Raw genomic sequence first — 24,143 nt, 5'->3', positions numbered from 1 at the left:
CTGTATCTGCCTTAACCAGACTGTCTTTGGTACTTTGACTCAAATCAACTGCATAGTCCGTAACATTGTTAGCATCAGGTGTACCTGCCGTTACCATAACTGCACTTGATCCTGCTGACGCAGTACTACCTTTGACATTTACCGTATAAATATCCTGTCCATTGCTGCCTGTAGTTTTAACGACATCGGTAACATTCGTTCCTGCTGCAACCTCGGTTCTGGATGCTGCTATTGCTGAATCAATTGTATTTTGTCCAGTACCACCAATATTACTCATTGAAAGTGTGCCATTACTATTTAAAACAGCATCACCCCCTAAAATATCTACTGTGCTATTAGCAACATTACCTAATATATTATTCGTTGCATATAACTGACTACCATTGATAGCATCTGTACTAGTCTCGGAAATAGCACCAGACCCTACATTTTTAATTTGACGTTCTGCTCCCGCTGAACCAACTGACAATTGCATCCCTGTATTTGTAACTTGTCCCGCAAAATTACCATAGGTCAAACCATTTAAATTTACCTCTGACTCTTGTGTTGCATCACTAACAGTATTTGCATTTGCACCTAAAGCAATTGAATTCTCTTTAGTAGCTCGAGTATTCGTTCCAATACTTACAACATTATTAGTATTTACACCTATATTAGAATTTGAGCCTAAAAGAACATTGTTATTGCCTTGAGAAGAAACCCCAGAAAAGTACCCTATAGCAATATTCTGGTTTCCTTGAACACTACCACCCGAAGCATAACCTATAGCAATATTCTCATTTCCTTTTATATTTGAACCAGAATTATATCCGAATGCCGAATTATTATTTCCAATAATACGTTGACCTGTATACGTACCTGTTAATGTATTGCCATTTCCCTCTAGGTTGACACCTGAAGCCGTACCAATAGCAGTATTAAACTCACCAGTAGAGTTTGTAGTATTACTAATTCCTGTTAACGCATTACTACCTAGAGCCGTATTATAGCTCCCAGTTCGGTATCGTGCCGCATTTTGCCCTACATAACTATTATGTTGACCAATGCTATTTTGACCTGCTTGATCACCAATAAATGTCGCATATAGGTATTGAGAATTACGCCCAGCTTGATTGCCTAACATAACACTATCTGAACCATAGGTATTTTTAACACCATCATCATAGCGTTGTGCATTTTGAGCGGCATAAGATCCGATAATAACTTCGCTACCACCTACTGAACGAGCATTTAGACCTATTGCTATAGATCCAGGTAGGCCATTCACATCATTAACGTGACTTCCCACAATTACTTGTGCATTATCACCAATAGCAATACCACTATTACGATTATTTACGGTTGCATCACTTCCAATTGCTACAGCATTTCGTGCCGTTATCACTGAACTTCCAAAACCCTGAGCAATTGATTCATTAGAATTTGTATCTACATAAGACTCACGTCCAAAAGCCAATGATCCAAAAGCTAATGCTTGAGCATAATCACCCAGAGCAATCGCTGCATCTGCATCAGCATTTGCAACACGTCCAATTCCAATCGCACTCCATCCATGAGCTTTTACACCATCACCAATAGCTACCGCAGCATTACCAACAGCATCAGCAGTTGAACCTAATGCTACTGCTCGATTTCCATTTGCAGAACTACTGTCCCCTAGCGCAATAGTGCCACTTCCAATTGCATTATTTATCCGACCTACTGCAACTGCACCATCACCCTCAGCTGTATTAGATGAGCCTATCGCTACAGCCCCGACACCATTAGCATCCTCACCATAACCAATAGCTACGGCACCTCCAGAACCTATAGTATATTGACTACCTTTTGTACTAGCTATACTGTTAGATCCAATCGCTACATTATTAGATAGGTCTTCATTTATATCAGAGTTATCTGCCGTTATATTTTTACCAATAGCAACTGAGTTTTTACCTAACGCATTAGCAGTTTCTCCAATTGCCACACTATTCGTGCCCGAAGCGGTTGTATCAATAAAACCAATTGCAATTGCTTCTTGCCCAGAAGCTCTTGCATCTAGATTTGTCTGAGCAACATTTTGCGCATTGGCCTGCACACCATTAATGAGGGTAAAACCGCCTGTTGCAGTCTGACCAAGACATGTCCATGGAACAGCACTAGTAAGATTGGTTGCCGCTTGACTCACACAGCTATTGCTCGGTCCGATAGCCGCAGTTACTGTTGGTGTTCCTATGTCTGCACTACCTGCAGCAAAAGCACCAGTTGATATTAAAGCGCCAGAAAAGAGAGCACTCCTAGAAAAAACAATAAATTGATTATGTTTAACTTTGCTAGATGTATGACTAATACCCACATTTGTAATATTGCTACCTGAACTACGCTTCCCTTTGGCTTTAGATAGCTCAGATGCAGTAACCCAAATTCCCAAAACCTCATTCCAGATTAACCGATATATCTTATTCATTTTAATTTCCTTTTTTGCATATGTTGGTTGGAAATATCCTTGTGCTTGAGTTAACTGCAAGAGGTATAACAGCTATAACTGCAGCAACAATTTTTCTATTAGTGTGATCAAATTATCATCAAGACATAAAATGTGCAATATGCACATTAAAATTAAATAAAACTATAATCATCCTTTTAAAAATTAATATTTTATTGATTTTTAAATATTTATTATTTTTAAATTTTAGTAATCAAGGACAAGTTTTAATAAATTCTTTTAATTCCCCCTCTAGACTTTGAATTAGAAAATGCTTTCAAAATCTAGGGGGTGGATTCTATCTAATAATTAAATTAGTAGGGCTATCTAAAGTTATAATTTTCTAGAGATGAGCAAAACACCAATACCTTTACCTTGGATTTATATAATAAAAATAAGTGGTTATTATAAAAAGTAAAGAAAAAGAAAGAATTAAATAAGTGTTTACAGTATTAAAACTTTTAATAAAGTTCCAGATATTCATAAATTTACCCAGTTACCATGCAAAACTACAGACGAAAAAAAAGCTCATAGCAATCGCATTGAGCCGTGCATAATACATGCAATATAGACCACACTATGCCTGAACAATGTGATTCTCATTTTAAAATACCAAAAAATGTTCAATTTGTACATAATTTATAAATTAGAAATAGATGTACTTTAGATGTCCTCTCCTGTACTAGTATTTCATGATAGTACCCTAAATGTACTACCGAGCTTCTAAAATTATCGTACTCACCTGACAGGTTATGTATTAATTGAACAAATAGATCCATATCAATAAAATTCTTATAAGCGAATTTAACTGCGACTACATTTTTAACAAATGCATTAAATCCTAATATGTAGTTTTACAAGTTGATCATAGTGTCATGATGCTAATAAAACGATATACGAAGTAAATTAATTCAGATGAGAATAAGAGAGGATTACTAAAATTTAGAAGATTTCCAAAATTGTAATAAAAAAACGGAACCAAATTATACATTTGATTCCGTTTAAAAATTTTTGGCGGAAGCGGTGAGATTCGAACTCTACAAAAATAACATTAATAGATTCTATTAAATTCTAATTCATTATTTTTCAATAAATTATAATACGTTAGAATCTATTAGGCTTTAACGTTTGTGCCAAATTTTGTGTCAAAATCCTTAATAAAAAATCATCGTTCTGAACCTAGCCAAAATAATGGACAGCACGTCCCTCTAAAGATAACGTAACTTTAATCTTTGGAGACTCAAGAAATGGCTAAACGTTTTAGTCCTGAATTTAAACAGCAAGCGATTGATTATGCACTTTCAAACTCCCACGAAGCTATAGCTGCAATCGCCCAGAAATTAGGTGTGGGTTATTCAACCTTAGACAAATGGATTCGTGAAGCCAATCCAGTGGGTTCAAGCAAACGTCAACTTTCACCAGAACAACAGCGGATCGTGGAATTAGAGAAAGAAGTCAAACAGCTCAAGGAAGCCAATGACATCTTAAAAAAAGCGCATGTGTACTTTCTGACAGATCATGCCAAGAAAAGTACACGGTAATTCAAGATCTGGATGTGAATGAAGTCACTGTATCTTCTGCCTGTAAATGCCTGGGTGTCAGCACTTCAGGCTATTATGCCTGGCGAAAACGCCAGGCCAATCCAGCGCAGAAATATAATGATTTAAAAGCCGTATATTGGCAGCATCATGCACGATTGGGTGCACCTTCATTTGTACATGACATGCATGATTTAGGTTACAGCATGAACGAACGAACCGTTGGAAGAATGCTTAAAAAGCTTGGTTTACGTAGCAGGATTGCACGTAAATACAAGCATACGACTGATTCAAACCATCGTTTGCCTACAGCGCCTAACTTGTTGGATCGTCAATTTACGGTCAATGAACCCAATAAGATCTGGACAACGGATATTACCTATATCCGTACTAAGCAAGGTTGGCTGTATTTATGTGTGATGCTGGATCTATTCAGCCGTCGTATTGTCGGTTGGCAAACTAGCCATCGAATAGACCGTCAATTGGTGTGTGATGCGTTTCATTATGCAATGGCTCGTCAGGGGTATCCAATGGGGGTGCATTCGGACCAAGGCTCACAGTACTGTAGTCGTGATTTTAGGGCGCTATTATTGACGAATAACTGCGTTCAAAGTATGTCACGCAGGGGAAACTGTTGGGATAATGCAGTGACCGAAAGCTTCTTTCATACATCGAAAGGTCATGTGGTCCATGGCAGTGTGTTTGCCACTCGAAAAGAAGCGAATATTGTCTTGTTTGACTATATTGAGATTTATTACAATCGGGTCAGAAGGCATTCCGCAAACGGCTGGTTAAGCCCAGAAGCCTTTGAACAGAAATATTTTAAGAATTTAGAGGGATTTGTTGTCCACGATACTGTCTAGGATCAAGGCGGTGATCTATGACTTTCAGGATAGCCGTTCTGGCCAGCATGCTGAAGAGTTCCTGAAAGACTGGCAGGGTCATCTGGTTTGTGATGATTACAGTGGTTATAAAGCACGCTTTAAATCAGGCCCGGTCATTGAGGTGGGCTGCATGGCACATGCACGTCGTAAATTCCATGAACTGCATGTAACTGGGAAAAGTCAGGTTGCTGAACAGGCATTAGTGCTGATTCAGAAACTGTATGCGATAGAAGCCGAACTCAGGAAAAAGACCGATGGTACAGCAGAACATCGCCGCGAATATCGGCAAAAGCATAGTCAACCGGTGATGCAACAACTGTATGAATGGCTCAACCAACATTATCTGACGGTGCCATCGAGTTCTCCAACTGCCAAGGCGATCAATTACAGCCTAAAACGTTGGCAGGCACTCTGCCGCTATCTGGATGATGGCAATTTGCCTATAGATATGAGCAGCATTGCTGCGCAAGGGATTGAGAACCAAATGCGCCCCTGGGCCTTGGGACGTAAGAACTGGCTGTTTGCTGGCTCGCTGCGCAGCGGTCAGCGAGCGGCGAATATCATGACTTTAATCCAGTCAGCAAAGCTGAATGGCTTGGATCCGTATGCCTATTTAAGTGATGTGCTGCAAAGACTGCCGACACACAAAGTCACCCAAATTGAAGAATTGCTGCCACACCGCTGGAAACCTGAACCGAATTAAAAATTGGTATGGGATTCAGCGGACGCATGCGATGAAATCGATTGTAAGCAGTTTGCAAAGGACAGAGCTCTTGAGGAATATCATGCCATGTCGCACCCGTACATAGCTTCCATAAGATAGCTTCTATGATATTTTTACTGTTTTTTTGAGCAGAAATAACCATGTAATCGTATAGTATATTGAATTTACTACTAAATATTATCGGCAAGAAGAGTACGAGCAATTGAAAAATATAGAAATGAAAAGAGCTTAAAGGAGAATTTATGGCACCCACGGAATAAAATTAACTTTCAATACGATATTGGAAGGTATTTTTAACATTCGACACACTGGTCGGTTTGCCATCGACGAGACGAGGCTGATATTTAAAAGTGAGAGCAGCCTGAATCGAAGGTCGTACAAACATCGGATGACAGTCGCCTTGTGCCTTTGGATTTTCTACCCGTCCTTTTTCGTTCACGCTATACACCACCGTACAATCCCCCTCCAGCTTACGATCCAAAGCTTGTTCAGGATAAGCTGGTGCTATTTTTGTAACAGGTTGATAATTTTTAACATCAAATGATTCAGGATGAGTTTGTGCTTTAGGTTCTACTGATTTCTGGGTCTTCGTCTGAGTTGGTATATCCGCTTGAGACTGGGTATCTACTGTTTTCTGAGATTCCGCTACTGCCATTTGCTTTTCCGTCACGACTTGCTGTGTCGGTTTAGACGCTGTAGGTACAATTTTGTTGCTCTGTGACTCTACAAACTTCTTGGTGGTTTTCGGTTGGACTTCAGTAGGTTTCTCAACCTGTTTCTTGATAGGCTCATGTAAGGGTTTTTCTTCGACTATCGGTTCAGGCTTTTTAGGTTCTGGTTGTTGTTTGGCTGGAGGGGGTATTTTCACAAATTGTAATTGAATGGTTTTCGGCTTGGGTTCCGCCAATGTTTCATGCATCTCAACCGTACATAACCATGCAATTAGCGCAATATGCAATCCAGCCGTGACCGAAAGTGCTAGGCCTTGATCACGAAACCTAATTTTGGAAACGGTTGTCATCATGATTGTGGTTCCTCTGTCACTAGCCCCAAGTTCGTTACCCCACTTTTTTGCAAGGATGCTATGGCCTGTGCAACCAGTTGATAATCAGCATCCTGATCGGCACGTACATAAAACTGTAAGCTTTTATCTTTTTGAATAATCGGAACGAGCTTTTGTTGCATAGTGGCTAAATCAATGGCCTGATCCGTAACTTTCTCGGTATTCACTTCTGATCCAATATTCCAGTAATACTGGCCATTGGCTTGAATAGATAAGGTTACAATACGCTGCTGTTGTGACGCGGGCATGACATTGGCATCCACTTTAGGCAAATCAATTTGAATGCCTTGTGTCAACATTGGTGCAGTCACCATAAAAATTACCAACAACACCAACATGACATCAATATAAGGAACCACATTCATTTCAGCATTGGGTTTTAATTTTTGAGGACGCTTAATCATGGCTGTTGCTCCTTAACGCGAAGTGCGCTCAGTGTGCCCCAACAAACGATAAATACGCGTTTGCAACTCATTGGCAAAACCGTAATAACGACTGGAAAGCTTGTCAGCACGTGCCGAAAAGCGGTTATACGCCACGACCGCAGGAATAGCGGCAAATAAACCAATAGCTGTTGCAATCAGCGCTTCTGCAATCCCTGGTGCAACTGTATTGAGGGTTGCCTGTTCAACGGCAGACAGTCCAATAAACGCATTCATAATGCCCCAGACCGTTCCAAATAAGCCTATATAAGGACTAACTGAACCGACTGTTGCAAGAAAGGTGAGATTTTGCTGAAGCTTTTCTTCTTCTTCACTAATGCTGCTGAGTAAACGACGTTCTACCCCATCAATTACATCACTTGTAGTAAGTTGCTCATCTTTGATCAATTGATGGTATTCATCAACCCCATGTTGAAAAATGCTGACAACGCCTTTTTGTTGTTCAGGCTGTTGGTAGTCTTGCTGTAAAAGATTGAGATCTTTTTGCTGTCTAAAATTCTTTAAAAAGCGGTTCCAAAGCTGCTCTTGTCCACGAAGTAACATGCCGTGACGCACGATTAAATACCAACTTACGACTGAGGATAAAACCAAAATCAACATCACTACTTTTACCAACACACTGGCATGGCTAATCAACATCCAAACTGACATTTGATCCATCGTTGCTTGCATAACGCACTCCAATTTTTTTACTGCATGGTGCAGTACACATATATTTTTAAAATGGGCTGTGATTCTTTAGCAGCCCATGTACTCACTCAGGTACTAAAACGCTATTTAGTCCAAATGCAGGGCTTGAGCGATTTTTTCCCAAGGCACATATTTAAAGTTCTGATTGGTTTCAGGCATACGTTTACGTCCGTCTTGCACCACCAACATGCCTTGCTTCCATTTGCCACCAAAATTTAGGGAACTCACATCTAGTCCATCTGTTTCAGACACAGCGTCAATGCCTTTGTCGGTATTGATGCCGATACGAAATGCGCCACGAACCGTGTAAGGTGCAGCAGCATCAAGCACCACAAAGCTGTCATTGCCTTGGCTTGAAACCACCAAATAACTTTGGTTTTTGCCGTGATAAAGTCCCATCCCCTCAATGTCATCATGCATCACCTCTCCTACACCAATCACCTGCTGCATAGGAAGCTGAGTTTTTGGGTTGAGATCTTTTACCCACACCGCGACATCTTCTTCACCCAAGAAAATATGCCCTGTGGCATCATCTACGACACAGCCTTCAGGTTGGGTTTGAACTGAAAAACGTTGTACTTCTTCAGCCCGTAATTTTTGCTGTGCAGCCGTGATGTGGTATTGAACAAAAGTCCCATTTTTATCGTTGGGAATGGCATAAATTTCCCCTTGAGCGTCGCGGTACATGCAAATGCCATAAATATCATCCAATGTGGTTGTTAACTCGCCAAGCACAGAAACCTTGCCCGTTTTGGGTTGAATCGCAAAGAGATGCAGGCTGTTATGATCTCGGTTCGATGCCACCGCCAAATCGACTGTCTGATTGCCCCATTTAAAACCGTGGCGTACATCGACATTATTCAATCGCCCTACTGGCAAATACTGCACGGTTTTGCCCTGTAAGTCGTTAACCTGTAGACCACCTTGTTTATCTGTCGCTAAAATACGGGACTGACTCGGCTGTGCAGCGTTATGCCAAATCGCAGGATCATCAGCCGCATCACCTGTACTTGGCACGCCCTCCGTCTGCACTTCTGCTGGAATAGTGATGATATTTTGGGCTTTGGTCTGGGTCTGAGTTTCCCATTCCGCATCCGCCACTTTTACGGTTTTATCATCTAAAATCAGCAAGGATTTATCGGTTAAATTACCTTGAACACTCAAAGTCTCTGCTTCTTTCACCGTGTCTAATTGTAAAGGTGGCTGTGCTTTCCATTGCTTATCTTGCTTTTGATAACGATAAAGCAAAGGTTTTTCTGCATCGAGTACAGCAATATGATCATCTACAATCGCAATTGCAGAGGGTGAACCTTGCATCGAACCAAAGGGTTGCACGAGATCTACCGCTTGACGCACCATGTCAGCTTCAGAATGTGCTGGATATGCCCAAACCCCAACATTCTCTTCATTAATGAACAGCTCTGCGGTGCTATCATTCACTTTGCATACACTGCTGGCAGGTGGAAAACTAAGACGACGTACCAACTGTGGTTGAACCAAAGCCTTTTCATGCTGAGCCACCAACCATTGCTCACCAAGCCCCTCTTCACCCACTAAAAAAGCAAAACTCAGCCCTTGAGCATCGGTATATAGGCAAACATCTTCAGACTTAAATGAACGCTTTGGAATAAAGCTGGGTTTGTCCCATGCTTTATTTTTTAAGTTCATGCTCATCAGTTGAATTTGCTGTTGTTGCACATTTGACGCAGCAATCAATAAATGCTCCGAACCAATCCGATAATCAAAACGCCCAAACTGACCTTGAATTTGATGTAGTACATTTTGTTGATCATCTAAAATTTGTAGCCCTTTATTTTTACTGCTCAACAGTGCGGCAACTTCAGGCCATGCACTCAAGGTTAACCATTGTACGTCCTCAGTTTTCGCCCCTTTCATGTCGACTTCACGTAATTGCAACTTCGCTGCCATGGGCTGATCTATTGGTATTTCAACTGGGCTTAACAACTGGCTACTCTGCGTAGGCTGAGGCACACTGTGTTGACTACATGCTGTCAGTAACAGTAAGCAACTGCTTAAAGCAGACAATTTAAAAGATGAAAATTTCATAGAGACACTCAAAATTGGGCAAGGAAACTCAGGTCTGCTTTTGCTGAGCAAACCTGAGAACTAAATTTAATTCGACTTAAAAATGGGTATAGGTCAGTGCCAGTTTGTAAGCTGGGCCATACTCTTCATATTGCGCGTTATAAGCCTTAGAACCTGCATAGTTGTAATAATGCTCATCGGTGATGTTTTGTACATCAAACTTGAGCTGTAAGTTCTTAGATAAGTTCACATGACTACTGAAATCAAGGAAGATTTGGTCATCGGTATAAATGTCTTTTTCTGGCGTGTCGATATCACCAAGTTCATACAGATAATTCGATTTATAATTTGCTGAAAGTCGCACACCAAAGCGCTCATTTTCCCAACCAATCATGGCATTGCCGACCACATCCGACTGGTTTGGTAAATGAATACGACGGCTCAGAAGTTCGCCATCTTTCATCGAATCAATATCTGCTTCTGACTTACTAAAGGTGGTATTAAAGCCCAGCAAGAAACCATTCCAAGGTGCTCCTAGATGGTCAAACTTTTGTGAGTAGGCAAACTCCATCCCGTACAGTTTTGCTTCATTACCATTTTTATAGGTAATAGCTTCATCAAAGTCAGCCCATTGCCCTGTTCCTGCAATATTGGTGTTATAAATAAAGTTATCGATATCTTTATAAAATGCGTAGAAGCCCACCATACTGGCTTTGCCAAAATATTTTTCTACGCCTAAGTCAAAGTTTGAGGACTCCAAAGGTTTGAGCATTGGGTTACCAAACTCAGCTTCATCACCATCGATATAAACACCTGGTGCACTTTGCGCAAAGTTTGGACGTACCACACTATTGGTCCAAGCGGCACGGAGGTAAGCGTTATCGGCCAATTGATAACGAAAATGTAGGCTTGGCAACCAATGATCATAGTCATTTTTATATTTAGTCGCAGTGATCACATCATCGTTGAACTCAAAACCACGTGCTTCAAAGTTGGTATTTTCATAACGTAAGCCTGCAATCACACGCAGTTGATCCAAATCAACGGTATTCATGACATAAGCCGCTTGTATGTCTTCATTCGACTTAAAGTCATTAATGATTGAACCGTCAGCAACCACATAATCATTTGGATTTAATCCACTGATTTTATCTTTAATAGCATTTTCATTAATGGTTGGACCAAACTGTCCCAGTTCATAATGGCTGTTTGAATTGAAATCTGAACTTGACGTACTGAGATCTTCATATTTCCATTCATCGGTATTGTTGGTTTTTTCACGTTGACTGATTTTTCCGCCGAACTTCAATGCAGCAGCATAATTCCCCAGCATATAGTCTTTCAAAAAGTCTAATTTACCGTTGTATTCTTTATCGGTGGTTTTAGATTTTTCCCACGACACCGAATCTAACTCATAGTTGGCCGCATCATAAAAATCTTGGTCTGCCGTAATTACAGGTTTTTGCGTACTATTAAATCCAACATTACTAAAATCACCTTGGTATTTTGCCCCCGAAATTCCCCCTGGATTTTCCTCCGATGCTTCGCTATAACCGAGCTGACCTTCCACCGTCCACGTGCCAAAACCTTGCTTACCACCGAGGACAAAAGACTGTATTTCTTGTGTTTCTTCACGGCTCTTCAGTGAACGAGTCACTTCTGCATCACCACGCTGGCCTGCAAGTTGTGGATCAGAAAATTCAGCCGCCACTTCCTGACGTGATTCAGTGTCTTTAAAGCGACTATATAAAGTTCTTAAATAGTATTCGCCTGTGTCATTCGGACGGTAATCAAAGTTTAAACCCGCACCAATGCGCTCACGCTCGATGTCATATTGACGCATTGCGGTTTCTTCAAGTGCGTCACCATCCCAAGCCCCACCCGTTTCAACATTGTCCGAGCCAAATTTTCGGTTTTGATAACTCAGTGCCAGTGCCACCCCAAGGTTGTCTTGCCGCTCACCAACACTGAAACGATTACTGATAGCACCAGATGCTTTAGGGCTATATTTTTCCCGTTTTTCATCATAACCACCTTCAACCGTTCCCGTATAAAACAAACCGTCATGGTCAAAAGCCGATAAACTTTCAACCTGCACCGTACCACCTAATGAGTTGGCATCCATGTCTGGTGTCAGCGTTTTCACCACAGCCAATGACTGTACTAGCTCTGAAGGTAAGACATCCAATGCTACGCCACGGCGATCGCTTTCAGGCGCGGGAACCAAAGTACCATTAATGGTTACTGCATTTAAGTCAGCGCCTAAACCACGAACGGAAACAAAACGTCCTTCGCCTTGGTCACGCTCTGTAGATACACCTGATATCCGTTGCAACGCTTCTGCGGCATTGTCATCGGGTAATTGTCCAATGCCATCGGCATGTACCACACTGCTGATTTGGTCGGCACGTTTTTGTTCTTTGAGTGCTTTATCCATACTTGCAGTTTGACCAATGACCTGTACATATTCCACCGTGTTATCTTCGGCATGTAGATGCGTCATGCTCAGCATTGACAGGACCAGTGTGCTGAGCTGAAAACCCGCACGCTTATGTTTCATGAAACGGCTCTGATTATTTTGCATTATGTTCTTCCCCTCAAGCCAAAGTGGCATGGTTTGAACGCACAATAGAAATTGAATGTGAACATGATGTGACAGTGCCTTTTACGATCTGTCCTTTTTATTTGTTTTTGGCCTTTTTCAGCAAAAAATGAGCTAATTTGATCTGTATAGAGAAAATACTGAGCATACAGAATGATGCATATTCACCTCAAAGATAGGGTTTTTCAGCATTTTTACTCTCAAAAATCAAAAATACCCTGATCTATTTTGACCCTAGCCATTGCCATCAAACTGTCATCTAAATCTGTTTAGCTTGGGCGAAAATAAATCATTTCAAAAAATGCTATGCCTAAATACTTTGCTTACTACCGCTGGCCTTTGTTATGTGTAGCGACTGCCTGTAGCTTATCCCTTTGGTTATTTATCCTACTTGGGCAGAGCAAGTCGTTTGCTGAATGGAACTGGGTCGATATTTTAGGTGAAGGGGGAGCAACTGTTTTTATTGGTATTTGGATTTTCTTTATTATTAAAAGCCGTCCTTTGGGCCGTGTAACCAACTATATCTTTTATGGACTGTGTTTTATTTTTTTCCACATGTGGATGGACAGCTTAGATGAGTTTATTCGCCTGCCTAAAGAAATCATGTGGGATGCATGGCTTGAGTCCATTCCTTTTCCAATTGGACTGTATCTATTTACCATCGGGATTTATTTTTGGCATCAAGAAGAACAGGCAATTTCTAAACACATGCAAAAACGAGAACGTATTTATCGGGATCATCGCTTATTCGATGCACTCACCCCTTTGGCCGATGCTCATTATTTTAAAACACAGCTCAAAGCCGCAATCGAGCAAAACTTGCATGAACCCAGCGACATGTCCGTCATACTGCTAGATATGCATAATTTTAATCAGATTAATCAAACACATGGCTTTGATGAAGGCACATCTATTTTACAGCATGTTTCACAATTGATTAGCTTAAACTTACGACCACATGACCTGCTCTGCCGCTTCGCAGGAGATCGTTTTATTATGCTGTTACCAGAGACTAAGCTACAACAGGCTGAAAAAATGGCTGCTCAACTTGAACGCATGCTTATGGTCAGTGCTTATTATCAACGTGATCTGTCCGTGCACATTCCTCTAAAAGCACTCACGACCTGCTGCGCTGTCGGACAATACCAAACTGCCCAACAACTCTTGAGTGCCTTAAATCAGCAATTGCTCCAAGTGAAGCAGTACCACTCACCGAAGCGAGTCATGGTATGAGCTTTGAATGCGACTACAGCTACATTCCTGCGCATCATCAATTGTCTATTTTAATTGATTTGGCAGCGAGTCATGAAGTCGAACATCACGTCCTGCTCAGTGGCAGCAGTATTTTCTTAGAAGATATCTTTTCGGGGCAAAAACTAATTAGTCAACAACAGTTACAACAGGTTTTAAAAAATGCTGAACAGTGCTTTCGCAATCAGGACATCAGTTTCTTATTTGGTCAGCGCAGTTTAACCACTCCCTTTAATGACGCCATTAAATCCATGCTTTATGCATCGACCTTCGATGAGGCACTTAGCCGTTATTTAACATTTTCCGCGTCCGTTTCACCATGGTTATGCCCTCGACTCATGTACAGTCAAAGCCATATTCATATTTATTGGTTAGATGAAAACAAGCTTGAAAATCGCTTTTTAATCGAAAGCGCAATGAGTGCAGTACAAGCGTTTAGCCGTCAACTGTACCAAGCCAAATTAGCGTGGAAATTCGAGTTTAATTTTTCTGAACCGGATTATATTGAACAATATTGGACACATTTAGGCAGTGCTTTAGAGTTTAATCGCCCGATCAACATGATGAGCCTGCCTCGTGACGTGATCCATGAAAAACTTCCCAATGCCTCTTCGACCTTAGCTGCAATCAGTTATCAACATGCGCTGAAAGAAATGACAGCTCAAAATATTCAACAGAGTTTTTTGCTCAGTTTGCATCAATACTTCATGCAGAATATTCAAAATAATATTCAACTTGAACAAACCGCTGACTATTTTCAAATGAGTTCTGCCACCTTAAAACGTAAACTGAAAAAGCATCAGACCCATTTTCAGGCGCAACTCGATCAAAGTCGTTTGCATACTGCCATCATTTTATATCGTGTACATGGTTTTAAAACTGAACAGATTTCTCAGTATTTACAAATTAACGATGCCACTAATTTTCGACGTGCGTTTAAGCGGTGGAGTGGTTTAACCGTACAAGCGGCACAGTCCTAAGCGCTTATTTTTCCCAAAAAAATCACGGGTATTTCTATTGTAACGTCGAAATTAAAAGTCAAAAACTCATCGGCTAATCACTAAAGTCTGCATAGTCACGTTCGCTGTATTTTTCTGTTTGTGTCCAAGGTGTAGCAACATGTTGGCCAATTTTGCGCACGGTAAAGGTTTTGGCATAGCCTGAGGTCGGTTTGAGCAATTCATATTTTTGAACCAGTTGATCCTGTTCACTCCATATAATATTCAACGTTTGCCCAGCACTGCGTATTTGATAATGCGCTAACTTCGGATCACGTTGAATCAATTGTGCTCGCTTTAAAATGTCAGGATGAATCAAACTATATTCACAGCGCCAACAGTTTTTCATCCCTAGCATTTCTTGATCGACATCCTTCAAATGCACTCGCATTTTTTCATCAGGCAAGATATAGAAACGCTGAAACGGACTTTCTACGTTTGCTTGCCCGACTACATCTTTGCGCTGCATCCACTGAATTGCACTGTCAAAACTCACATGCTCATGGGTGTCTGTTTTGGCAGACACATGAGCGTTGCTATGTGTATGGGCTTCGTCAGCATGCGTTTGAGTGTTTAAACGTTCAATCCAAATATTTTGCTCATCTCGAATTATTTTCTCACTGTATTTTTGAATGGTCGTGACCCCATTGGCATCCAACCGTTCAATCTGATAATCAATACGATATTCATCGGCCGACCATACCCATGGACTGAGCAAACTGAAAGACAATGCTAAGAATTTCATTTTGAATTTGAACGGCCGTATAAATCTTGTATCCATTAGAATCCAAACGCCTTTTTCAATTGCTCAAATACCCATGTATTTTCTTGTGTGCCTTTGAATAGATTTGAATTCTTTCCTTCAGCAAACAGCATCACATCTCCGCCGCCATGTGTTTCGCTTTTCGTCAGTTGCACCCCGACTTCTTGTTTATAGTCGTCAGCAAAGGCTTGCTCGTTGCTAATACTGTCACGAATATCTAAACGTTTACCCGTACCATTTCCAAAAACAAGCGTCGTTCCTGTTGCCCCATTTACATCGCGGTATGGATTATGTACTTGGCCATCAGCCAGCACTTTGCTGTAAGCATTTTGTTCTTTTGCAATATTATAATCATAGCTCAGCCCCAAAATACCTGGATTAGTTTCCGTCGTTTGACCCGTTCGTGCGGCATAACCATTAAAGGTCATCACATGGTCATGGTCTGCCGTCACTACAATCAAGGTATTGCTCAAATCCACTTTATCCAGTGCAGTTTGAATTGCATCATTAAATGCCTTGGTTTCCTGCAATGCCCGTTTGGCATTATTGGCATGTAGCGCATGGTCAATACGCCCACCCTCAACCATCAAGAAATAGCCTTGTCCATGACTCTGTGCTTGCAGTGCATCAATCGCTTTACTGGTCATCACCGCCAGACTCGGTTCAGTCTCTATATTCTTCTTAAGTCGGTCCAAATCAAAATTTAAATGCGACTGTGTGGAGAATACGCCGAAAATTTTCTGAGTATTGACCGTCTGTGCCAAATCACTTTGGCTTAAAACGGTTTGATAACCCTGCTGTTTAAACTCTGCCAATAAATCACGACCATCCAAGCGCCCTTTGGGGTTAGAGACTGCATCATAAGGCGTCCAATGATTTAAGCCGCCTCCCATAAGGACATTAATGCCATCCAATAAGTTTGGATTATAAGCTTGACCTTTTGGAACAGCTTGAAGCGCGATATCGTATTGCGCATCACGGTGACAGATATGTGCATAGGTTGCCGCAGGTGTGGCATGGGTGAGTTCGGTCGTCGTCACTACGCCAACCGCTTTACCCTGCTTTTTTGCCAGTTCTAAAATACTTAACGCAGGCATCCCTGCGACCATACTACTGCCCTGTTCTGGACAACGGTTGATGGCTTTCGCTAAGCTTTTGCCATTCGGCAATTTTCCTTCTTCAGGTTCGACCGCAACCGTTCCTGTTGTCATGGCAATCACTTCATTTTTATTTTTCTGCCCAGTCATATAGGCGCCCATAGAGGGAGCGCTATCTGTGGTTTGACCATCCTCAGAATAGGTTTTAATCCGTGCTGCGTGCTTCATGCGGTCCATGGCCAGTTTGCCATTTTCCCCCACAGCATAAATACGACTTGCCGTCACTGTGGTTGGTCCCATGCCATCGCCTAAAAAGAATATAACGCTTTTCGTCGGTGTAACTGTGGTGTCCGCAGCATACAAAGCACTTGAAGAAATCGACGCTGTAAGCAGAAGCATCATGTATGGGATGGTTTTTAAAGTAGGTTTCATGTGATATCCCTCTGCTATAAGCCTGTGATCTTACGAATGAGGTGATTGACCTCAATATTTTCAAGGCTACCTGAGAACTGATCGGCTCCCTGACCAATCGCACCTAAAAACACATCTGCACCGCCATGCGTTTCTTTATCTTTATAGCCCGTTTGAATCACAGCTTCTTGTTGGAAATCATCCGCAGCAGTGCCCGTACACCAACCCGTTTCAGCCAAAGGATAGGTGAAACTATATTTTTCACCTTGTGGTGCCTTTGGCCCTTGTACAGGATGACAGACATCAGTGTCTTTTAAGTTCAGTACCAAGTCATCCATACGGTTTTGAGTGGGGCGTTTTTTGCCCGTACCAAAACCGATAATCGGATAAGGTTGACCATGAATATCTTGAGCAAAGCCCGCTTGATCATAGTTTTTTACCAATCCAAGCACACTGGTTTCCTTACCTTCGACGTATTTTCCTGTACGCTTGGCATAACCATTTAAAACCAAGGTGTGATCATGGTCGGCTGTGATTACAATCAGTGTATTTTTAAGTTCAGGATCACTTTGTTTAAGCTTTTGAATGGTTGCTTCTAAAGCATCATTTAAGGCAATCGTGTCTTGTAAAGCACGTTTGGCATTGGTGTCATGCAGCGCATGATCTATACGCCCGCCCTCCACCATCAGGAAAAAACCTTTTTTATTTTGCGTCAGGATGTCTAAAGCAGACAGCGTCATTTGCTTAAGACTCGGCTCTACCAAGTTTTTCTTGGTGCGATCCAAGTCGTAATTTAAATGGCTGTGATTAAATAAACCCAATAATTTTTCATTTTTCGCCAGTTGCACTTGGGACAGTTGGTTTTCATCAAAAACCACGCGGTAGCCTGCCTTTTGCATCTCGGTAATTAGATTGCGCCCATCAGTACGTTCTCCACCTGCATCTTTAGGCAAAAATTGACGCTTACCTCCACCTAAAACCACATCGACTCCATCTTTGAGTTTGAGGTTATAGCGTTGATAATCATCGCCTTTTGAACTCGGGACCAACTGTGATGCAATGTCATTTTCAGCATCACGGTGGCATATATGCGCATAAGTCGATGCTGGTGTGGCATGCGTGATCCGCGTTGTGGTCACAACCCCTGTCCCCCAGCCCTTTGCTTTGGCTAATTCAAGTAAAGTCTGTGTGTTTTGCTTATTTTTGTTTTGTGGGTTACTAGCGCACTGGTTATTCCCTACTGAGTCAGGTTCAACCGCAATTGTCCCTGTCTGCATCGAGATCACCTCGTTTTTCATCTTGACACCTGTCATATAAGCACCCATCGAAGGTGCACTGTCAGTGACTTGCGCATCTTCAGAAAAGGTACGAACAAAGGCAGACTCAGGTAACCGATCAATTGCTATCTGACCATCTTCACCGACAGCATAAATGCGGGAAGCGGTAAGTGTGGTCATGCCCATTCCATCACCCAAGAAAAACACTACACGTTTCGGTTGTTGGACTTTTTGTTGTTTGAGTAGTTGTACTGTATGAGTTGGTTGAGCTTGCATTAAATCACTACTTTGACAAGCGGAGAGAAATAAAGCACTCAAACTTATATATGCCACACTGATTGTTTTTAATTGGAATTTTTCAAGAAAACCGAGCATTGCATCAACCCATCTAAAGATGGCTGAAACATACGCCGCAGATATTTAAATAAGATGACATTTAACTACTTTTTCATTTACTTGCTAAAATAGTTCAATCAGCTTCCATATACTTTCTATATTTGACTGAAAATACTGTCTGAAACATATTTAATAAAATTGATCAAACCAATGCATAAATAAAAAATCAAAGAAAATGGCTTAGGCTATATTGATCCAGAACAAAAACGCGTGATCACGACACATGGTTTCCGTTCAACATTCCGTGACTGGTCGGCAGATAAGACTGATTACCCTAGAGAAGTTTGTGAGCATGTTCTTGCCCACAAACTTCCTGATGAAGTAGAAGCTGCTTACCTACGTGGAGCTTATTTAGAGAAACGTAAAGGACTAATGAAGGATTGGGCTAAGTTTTGTATCTAAAAATAACTAGATTAAAGTATTACCAACCAAAACCAACGCCTACTCCACCAGAACTCTCTTCCTTGGTAAATGCACCACCAATGGTGAGTGAGGTATTCTCGTTAATAATACGTTGATAGCCAATTGAGACGGCCTGTTCCTGTCCCTGAAAACCAGCACCCACACCAACACGGTTTTGCCCTCTCACACTTGCCGCACTACTTGCCATATTCATCATGGCTGCAGTCATTGCACCTTGGCGGTTAAAACGTTCATCCACTTTATGGAAACGCTGTTCTGTTTCCATACGATAATCATTGAATGCGCTGTTTAAGGCATTTACACGCTCATTGGTATAACTATTGGTCGATCTTTCTGCTGCTTTTAGCTGTTGATAGTTCACTGCATCGGTATCTTCAACAGCATCCGCCACATGGATGATTTGGCGTTCTTTGCCTTTTGCTCCAACTGATACCGTATTATCACGATCCGATACAGAATCATTACCCAATACCACTGCATTTTTGGCTTGAGTATCGACATTATTGCCCAGCACAAAGGTATTATCACCCGTGACTTTATTGTCATTACCCACAACATAACTAGCGTTTCCAGATACCGTGTTTGGATCACCAAAGGCACCAGAACCATTACCTGAAACCTGATTACCCACACCTACAGCAGTTGAGCGATGACCTGTCACTACGGTATTTGTTCCAATCGCAACCGAGTTTTCACCTGTTGCCGAAGCAGCTTGGGCATCAGTTACTCCATTCACCTGAACAAACTGGTTACTGGCTGTAAGTTGAGTTTGCACATCTGCGATTTTGCCATCGGTATAGCTATTCGCACTGGAAAGTGCCGATGCCGTTTGCTGGTCGGTATAATCTTTTGCGCCACTTAAAGAAGATGCCGCTTTTTGATCTGTGTAGCTTTTTGCATCATTAAGTACAGATGCAGTTTGTTGATCAGTATAGGCTTTGCCATCGGCAGCTTTCTGGTCTGCATAATTTTTTGCGCTGTTTAATGTCGATGCAGTTTGCTGATCTGTGTAGGCTTTACCATCAGCAGCTTTTTGGTCTGCATAGCTTTTTGCATCATTTAAGGTTGAGGTGGTTTTCTGGTCGGTATAGCCTTTTGCATTATTTAATGCAGTGGTTGTTTGTTGATCTGCATAATTTTTTGCATCATTCAAATTAGATACAGCTTGCTGGTCTGTATGTGTTTTTAAATCTGATACAGAGGTTTTAATTGCACCTAATTGTTGATCAACTGCAATAAATGCATCACTTACTGTATTTTTAGCTTTTCCTTGGATACTAAAAGCTGGATTTGTAAATACACCATTGTTCCATGCTGCACCTCCACCTAATGCCTGAACCAACGCAGTATTAGTCGTATCAACACGTGTATTTAAGGTAGCCACTTCATTACCAATTCGGGTATCTACACCGTCAATACGTGTGTTAATGGTGTTGGCACTATTGGTAATTGCAGTATTCAGGCTACCCACCTCCGTCGTCACTCGATCACTCAATGTTGTAACGTTAGTATTGGTCGCATGTAACTGTTTACCAGTCACTGCATCTTTAGAGTTTGCGTCTAAAGTGGCATCTTTCAAATTGGTAATTTTCGTACCATTTGTACCGCCTGCCAAAGTAATTGTATCTTTGCTTGCTGAATCATACACAACAGCATTGGCTGAAATGCCACCTAGACCGCTTTGTAAAGCTGCAATGTCATTAGTATTGGTCGTTACTCGTCCATCTAAAGTGCTGATTGCATTTTTATTAGTGGTGATTTTGCCATCTAAAGCGGTAACTTCATTTCCAACTCGGGTATCTAAAGCTGCAACTGTCGTATCCACACCATCAATACGGCTATTAATCGTATTGGCGCTGGTTGTAATCGCTGTATTTAAATTACCTACTTCAGTTGTGACTCGTCCATCTAATGCTGTAACACTGGTATTGGTCGCATGTAACTGTTTACCTGTCACTGCATCTTTAGACGTTGCATCTAATGTTGCATCTTGCAAACCTGTAAGTTTCGTACCGTTTGTACCTGCCAAAGTAATTGTGTCTTTGGTTGCTGAATCATAGATCACTGCATTTGCTGCAAGATTCCCTGTATTGGTTTTTAACAGTGCAATGTCATTTGTGTTAGTCGTGACTCGTCCATCAATTCCTGAAATTGTGGTGTTCAACGTTCCAACTTCATTGCTAATTCGGGTATTCAGTGTTCCAACTTCTGTACCAATCTTGGTATTTAAGGTAGTCACTTCATTGCCGATTCGGGTATCCACACCATCAATACGGGTGTTAATCGTATTGGCACTATTGGTAATGGCTGTATTTAAGTTGCCAACTTCTGTACCAAGTTTAGTATCCAGTTTACCAACTTCCACATCGGTATAACCTTTTGCATCAGTTAAGGTATTCGCCAATCCTGTGGTTAATGCAGTTTGATCTGCTTTCGTTGCCAATCCTGTATCAGCATAGGTTTTCGCATCTGCCAATGTACTAGATAGGCCTGTGGTTAATGCAGTTTGATCTGCTTTCGTTGCCAATCCTGTATCAGCATAGGTTTTCGCATCTGCCAATGTGCTAGACAAACCTGTGGTTAATGCTGTTGTCGATGCTTTGCTATCCAAACCTGTTGCTGCATCAGTTACTTTATTATTTAAACTATCAAATGCGGTTTTATCCGCTTTGGCAGCCAAGCCTGTGGTTAAATCAGTTTGTGATGCTTTGCCTGCAACAACATCATTAGTGGCTTTAAGTTGTTGACCTGTTACCGCATCAGTTGAAATATCGGATAAAGTCGCATTTTGTAAATTGGTGATTTTTGTACCGCTTGTGCCTGCAAGGATTAAGGTCGCTTTGTTTGTACCTGTATCATATAAAACTGCATCTGCATTGCCTGTAAAGTTACTTAATGCGGTATCGACATAACCTTTGTTGGCTGCATCTTTGGCATTTACAGCATCTGCAACGTTGGTAATGCGTTTTTCTGCACCACTACGGCCCACTGAAACAGTATTGGCTTCATTGGCTAAAGAATTAAAGCCGATGGCGGTTGCACCCTGTGCTGTGGCTTGGCTATTACTCCCAAATACGCTGCTTTGATTGGCTGTTGCATCATTGCCATAGCCAAAAGCACTGCTATCTACACCTGTGGCTAAATTGCGTACACCCATCGCAGAACTATATTGACCTGCCGCCACATTCCCTTGTCGTAATATATTTAAAAATTGAGATTTTTGATTTTCATCGACCGCTACACCATTGACATGTGTAATTGTTGCAGTCGTATTACCTGTTGCAGTCACTGCAACGCCATTGACGCTGACCAACTTACCATTTTCAACTTTTTCTTCTAAAGTTCGTAGTCGTGAGGATACGCCTCCATTAATACCCGACCCCATAGCGGTTGAGGATTCGGCGACAGCAGCATTAAAAAAACCAAACGCACTTGAAGCAAATTGTGTTGTCAGATTGCCAAGACCAACCGAACTGCTAGACCAACCCAATGCGTCATTATTAAAGCCCAATGCATTACTATATAGATTCGATGCAGTATTCCTATAACCCAATGCATTACTATATAGATTCGATGCAGTATTCCCATAACCCAATGCACTGCTATTATTACTCGATGCAGTATTATTAGAACCCACCGCACTGCTATTATTACCCGATGCAATATTTGCTGTACCTACCGCACTACTCAGTTGACCAACCGCAATATTTCCGCCTTTCTTGGCTGCATTGATAAAGGCTGCTACTTTGGCTGGGTCGGCTGCTTTGGTCGTGATGACCCCACCCACTGTAAATGAATTAATATCATCAATACTTATGCCTGCTGTCGCTAGGTCAGTGGTTACAGTAATGCCACCCACTGCGGTAATTTTTCCTGCTGTGAGTGTAGTTGTATGTGCTGTACCTCTCGCTGAACCTAAAGCCGTTTCGGTTGTAGAACTAGCGTAGTTGTCAGTGGCGACTGTGCCACCTGTTACACTCGCAAATTTAGTATCTACATAACCTTTATTGGCTGCATCCGTCGCTTTGGTTGGGGTTGCAACATTGGTAATCCGTTTTTCTGCGCCTGCACGACCGACTGAAACAGTATTGGCTTCATCAGCCACTGAATTTAAACCAATAGCGGTAGCGCCTGCAGCAACGGCTTTACTGTTAATGCCAAATACGCTGCTTCGGTTAGACAACGCCAGGTTACCGCCCTGTTTGAAGTTATTGATAATATCGGTTGCCTGTGCTGCTGTGACGCTCTGTCCATTGACTTCGGTCAACAAGCTTGGATTGGCAGATAATGCCGCCCAATCTGCTGCGCTGGTTTTTATCACCACACCATCCAAAGTGGTGACGCCACCCACACTGCTAAACGTTGGTGTGTAGCTGAAGGGCGTTAAAACAACCTGTGGACCTAAATTACCTGCATAGTCGGCCAAACCGGAGCCGACCGCAGCACCATTTTGCCCAATCACGGTATTACCGGTACCTATGGCGTTGGCATATCCGCCTGTTACTATATTATTTAGACCTATGGCATTACCTCCAGCCACAGTGACGGTATTTTTTGTGCCGATGGCTGAACCATACAGATTACTTACGTTATTGCTATAACCTAACGCATTAGTGCCCCAGGCTGAAGAATTAATTATGTTGCCAATACCAACCGCGGTATTTTTCGCAGCGCCATTGTTTTTATTATAGGCACCAAAAGCATTATTGAGGTCTCCATTCGATGCCGTGTTGTTAAAGCCAACCGCACTATTGTTGAAACCTGATGCACTATTGCTATTACCTAGCGCAGTACTATAAGAACCAACCGCTATATTTCCGCCTTTTTTGGCTGCATTGATAAACGCTGCAACTGCGGTTGGGTTGGCTGCTTTGGTTGTCGTAACACCATTGGCTGTAAAGGAGTCAATATCATCCAGACTTGTGCCTGCGCCCGTTGTAGTAACTGTGATGCCACCGACTGCGGTAATTTTTCCTGATGTGAGTGTAGTTGTATGTGCTGTACCTCTCGCTGAACCTAAAGCCGTTTCGGTTGTAGAACTAGCGTAGTTGTCAGTGGCGACTGTGCCACCTG

The 24,143-nt window shown here is 41.8% G+C and carries 14 protein-coding genes and 2 pseudogenes; 5 read left to right on the top strand and 11 right to left on the bottom strand.

The genetic code is table 11. From position 1 onward, the window contains the following. A partial coding sequence (locus MKL33_RS06300; protein ID WP_270906681.1) for an ESPR-type extended signal peptide-containing protein occupies nucleotides 1–2,446 on the bottom strand: 2,446 nt, incomplete at its 3' end. A 1,265-nt stretch (nucleotides 2,447–3,711) separates the two neighbouring features. Here MKL33_RS06300 and MKL33_RS06295 point away from each other — a divergent pair. Further along, nucleotides 3,712–4,865, top strand: a protein-coding gene (locus MKL33_RS06295) for an IS3 family transposase (RefSeq protein ID WP_270906682.1) whose coding sequence is annotated in 2 segments (ribosomal slippage) — nucleotides 3,712–3,946 and nucleotides 3,946–4,865 — 1,155 coding nt in all. Because the reading frame shifts where the segments join, the coding sequence is not laid out codon by codon here. Nucleotides 4,866–4,869: 4 nt separating this feature from the next. Continuing rightward, nucleotides 4,870–5,589: pseudogene (gene tnpC, locus MKL33_RS06290) on the top strand (IS66 family transposase); the annotation flags it as partial. On the opposite strand, the gene MKL33_RS20665 reads toward tnpC, so the two are convergent. From MKL33_RS20665 to MKL33_RS06265, 6 genes are all read right to left on the bottom strand, one after another. Further along, complete coding sequence (locus tag MKL33_RS20665; RefSeq protein WP_153569930.1) at nucleotides 5,537–5,752, bottom strand: transposase; 216 nt, start codon at nucleotides 5,750–5,752, stop codon at nucleotides 5,537–5,539. The pseudogene tnpC and the gene MKL33_RS20665 sit on opposite strands and share 53 nt — an antisense overlap. A gap of 120 nt (nucleotides 5,753–5,872) precedes the next feature. Then, on the bottom strand, nucleotides 5,873–6,634 hold the full coding sequence (locus MKL33_RS06285) for an energy transducer TonB (RefSeq protein WP_270906680.1): 762 nt from the start codon (nucleotides 6,632–6,634) through the stop codon (nucleotides 5,873–5,875). Continuing rightward, nucleotides 6,631–7,077: a protein TolR gene (gene tolR, locus MKL33_RS06280; RefSeq protein ID WP_086208627.1), complete on the bottom strand. Its 447-nt coding sequence runs from the start codon at nucleotides 7,075–7,077 to the stop codon at nucleotides 6,631–6,633. Before tolR ends, MKL33_RS06285 begins: the two co-directional genes overlap by 4 nt. Before the next feature lie 12 nt (nucleotides 7,078–7,089). Then, entirely contained in the window at nucleotides 7,090–7,788 is a 699-nt protein-coding gene (gene tolQ, locus MKL33_RS06275) for a protein TolQ (RefSeq protein ID WP_049590884.1), read from the bottom strand. Between the two features lie 105 nt (nucleotides 7,789–7,893). Next, nucleotides 7,894–9,873: a phytase gene (locus MKL33_RS06270; RefSeq protein WP_270906679.1), complete on the bottom strand. Its 1,980-nt coding sequence runs from the start codon at nucleotides 9,871–9,873 to the stop codon at nucleotides 7,894–7,896. Between the two features lie 76 nt (nucleotides 9,874–9,949). Further along, a complete protein-coding gene (locus tag MKL33_RS06265) occupies nucleotides 9,950–12,436 on the bottom strand; it encodes a TonB-dependent receptor (protein ID WP_270906678.1) in 2,487 nt (828 codons plus the stop codon). Between the two features lie 324 nt (nucleotides 12,437–12,760). On the opposite strand from MKL33_RS06265, the gene MKL33_RS06260 reads away from it, so the two are divergent. Then, a complete protein-coding gene (locus MKL33_RS06260) occupies nucleotides 12,761–13,687 on the top strand; it encodes a diguanylate cyclase domain-containing protein (RefSeq protein WP_270906677.1) in 927 nt (308 codons plus the stop codon). Further along, nucleotides 13,684–14,685, top strand: coding sequence for a helix-turn-helix transcriptional regulator (locus MKL33_RS06255; RefSeq protein ID WP_270906676.1), 1,002 nt, complete (start codon nucleotides 13,684–13,686; stop codon nucleotides 14,683–14,685). Before MKL33_RS06260 ends, MKL33_RS06255 begins: the two co-directional genes overlap by 4 nt. Before the next feature lie 73 nt (nucleotides 14,686–14,758). Here the strand turns inward: MKL33_RS06255 and MKL33_RS06250 are convergent, their stop codons facing one another. From MKL33_RS06250 to MKL33_RS06240, 3 genes are read right to left on the bottom strand one after another with little or no spacing between them, the layout of a single operon-like run. Further along, complete coding sequence (locus MKL33_RS06250; RefSeq protein ID WP_270906675.1) at nucleotides 14,759–15,484, bottom strand: hypothetical protein; 726 nt, start codon at nucleotides 15,482–15,484, stop codon at nucleotides 14,759–14,761. Beyond that, complete coding sequence (locus tag MKL33_RS06245; RefSeq protein ID WP_270906674.1) at nucleotides 15,484–16,995, bottom strand: alkaline phosphatase; 1,512 nt, start codon at nucleotides 16,993–16,995, stop codon at nucleotides 15,484–15,486. Before MKL33_RS06245 ends, MKL33_RS06250 begins: the two co-directional genes overlap by 1 nt. A 14-nt stretch (nucleotides 16,996–17,009) precedes the next feature. After that, the gene (locus MKL33_RS06240) at nucleotides 17,010–18,626 is read right to left on the bottom strand and encodes an alkaline phosphatase (protein WP_270906673.1); all 1,617 of its coding nucleotides are present in this window, start codon (nucleotides 18,624–18,626) and stop codon (nucleotides 17,010–17,012) included. 150 nt (nucleotides 18,627–18,776) lie between these two features. Here MKL33_RS06240 and MKL33_RS06235 point away from each other — a divergent pair. After that, nucleotides 18,777–19,049, top strand: a pseudogene (locus MKL33_RS06235) (tyrosine-type recombinase/integrase); the annotation flags it as partial. Between the two features lie 19 nt (nucleotides 19,050–19,068). Here the strand turns inward: MKL33_RS06235 and MKL33_RS06230 are convergent. Then, nucleotides 19,069–24,143, bottom strand: a 5,075-nt coding sequence (locus MKL33_RS06230; protein ID WP_270906672.1) for a YadA-like family protein, incomplete at its 5' end; no start/stop codon positions are given.

This window comes from Acinetobacter sp. AOR43_HL, assembly GCF_027854635.1.
Taxonomy (GTDB): Bacteria; Pseudomonadota; Gammaproteobacteria; order Pseudomonadales; family Moraxellaceae; genus Acinetobacter; species Acinetobacter pittii.
The sequence above is the reverse complement of the archived record's forward strand: the minus strand, read 5'-3'. Positions and strand labels throughout refer to the sequence as shown.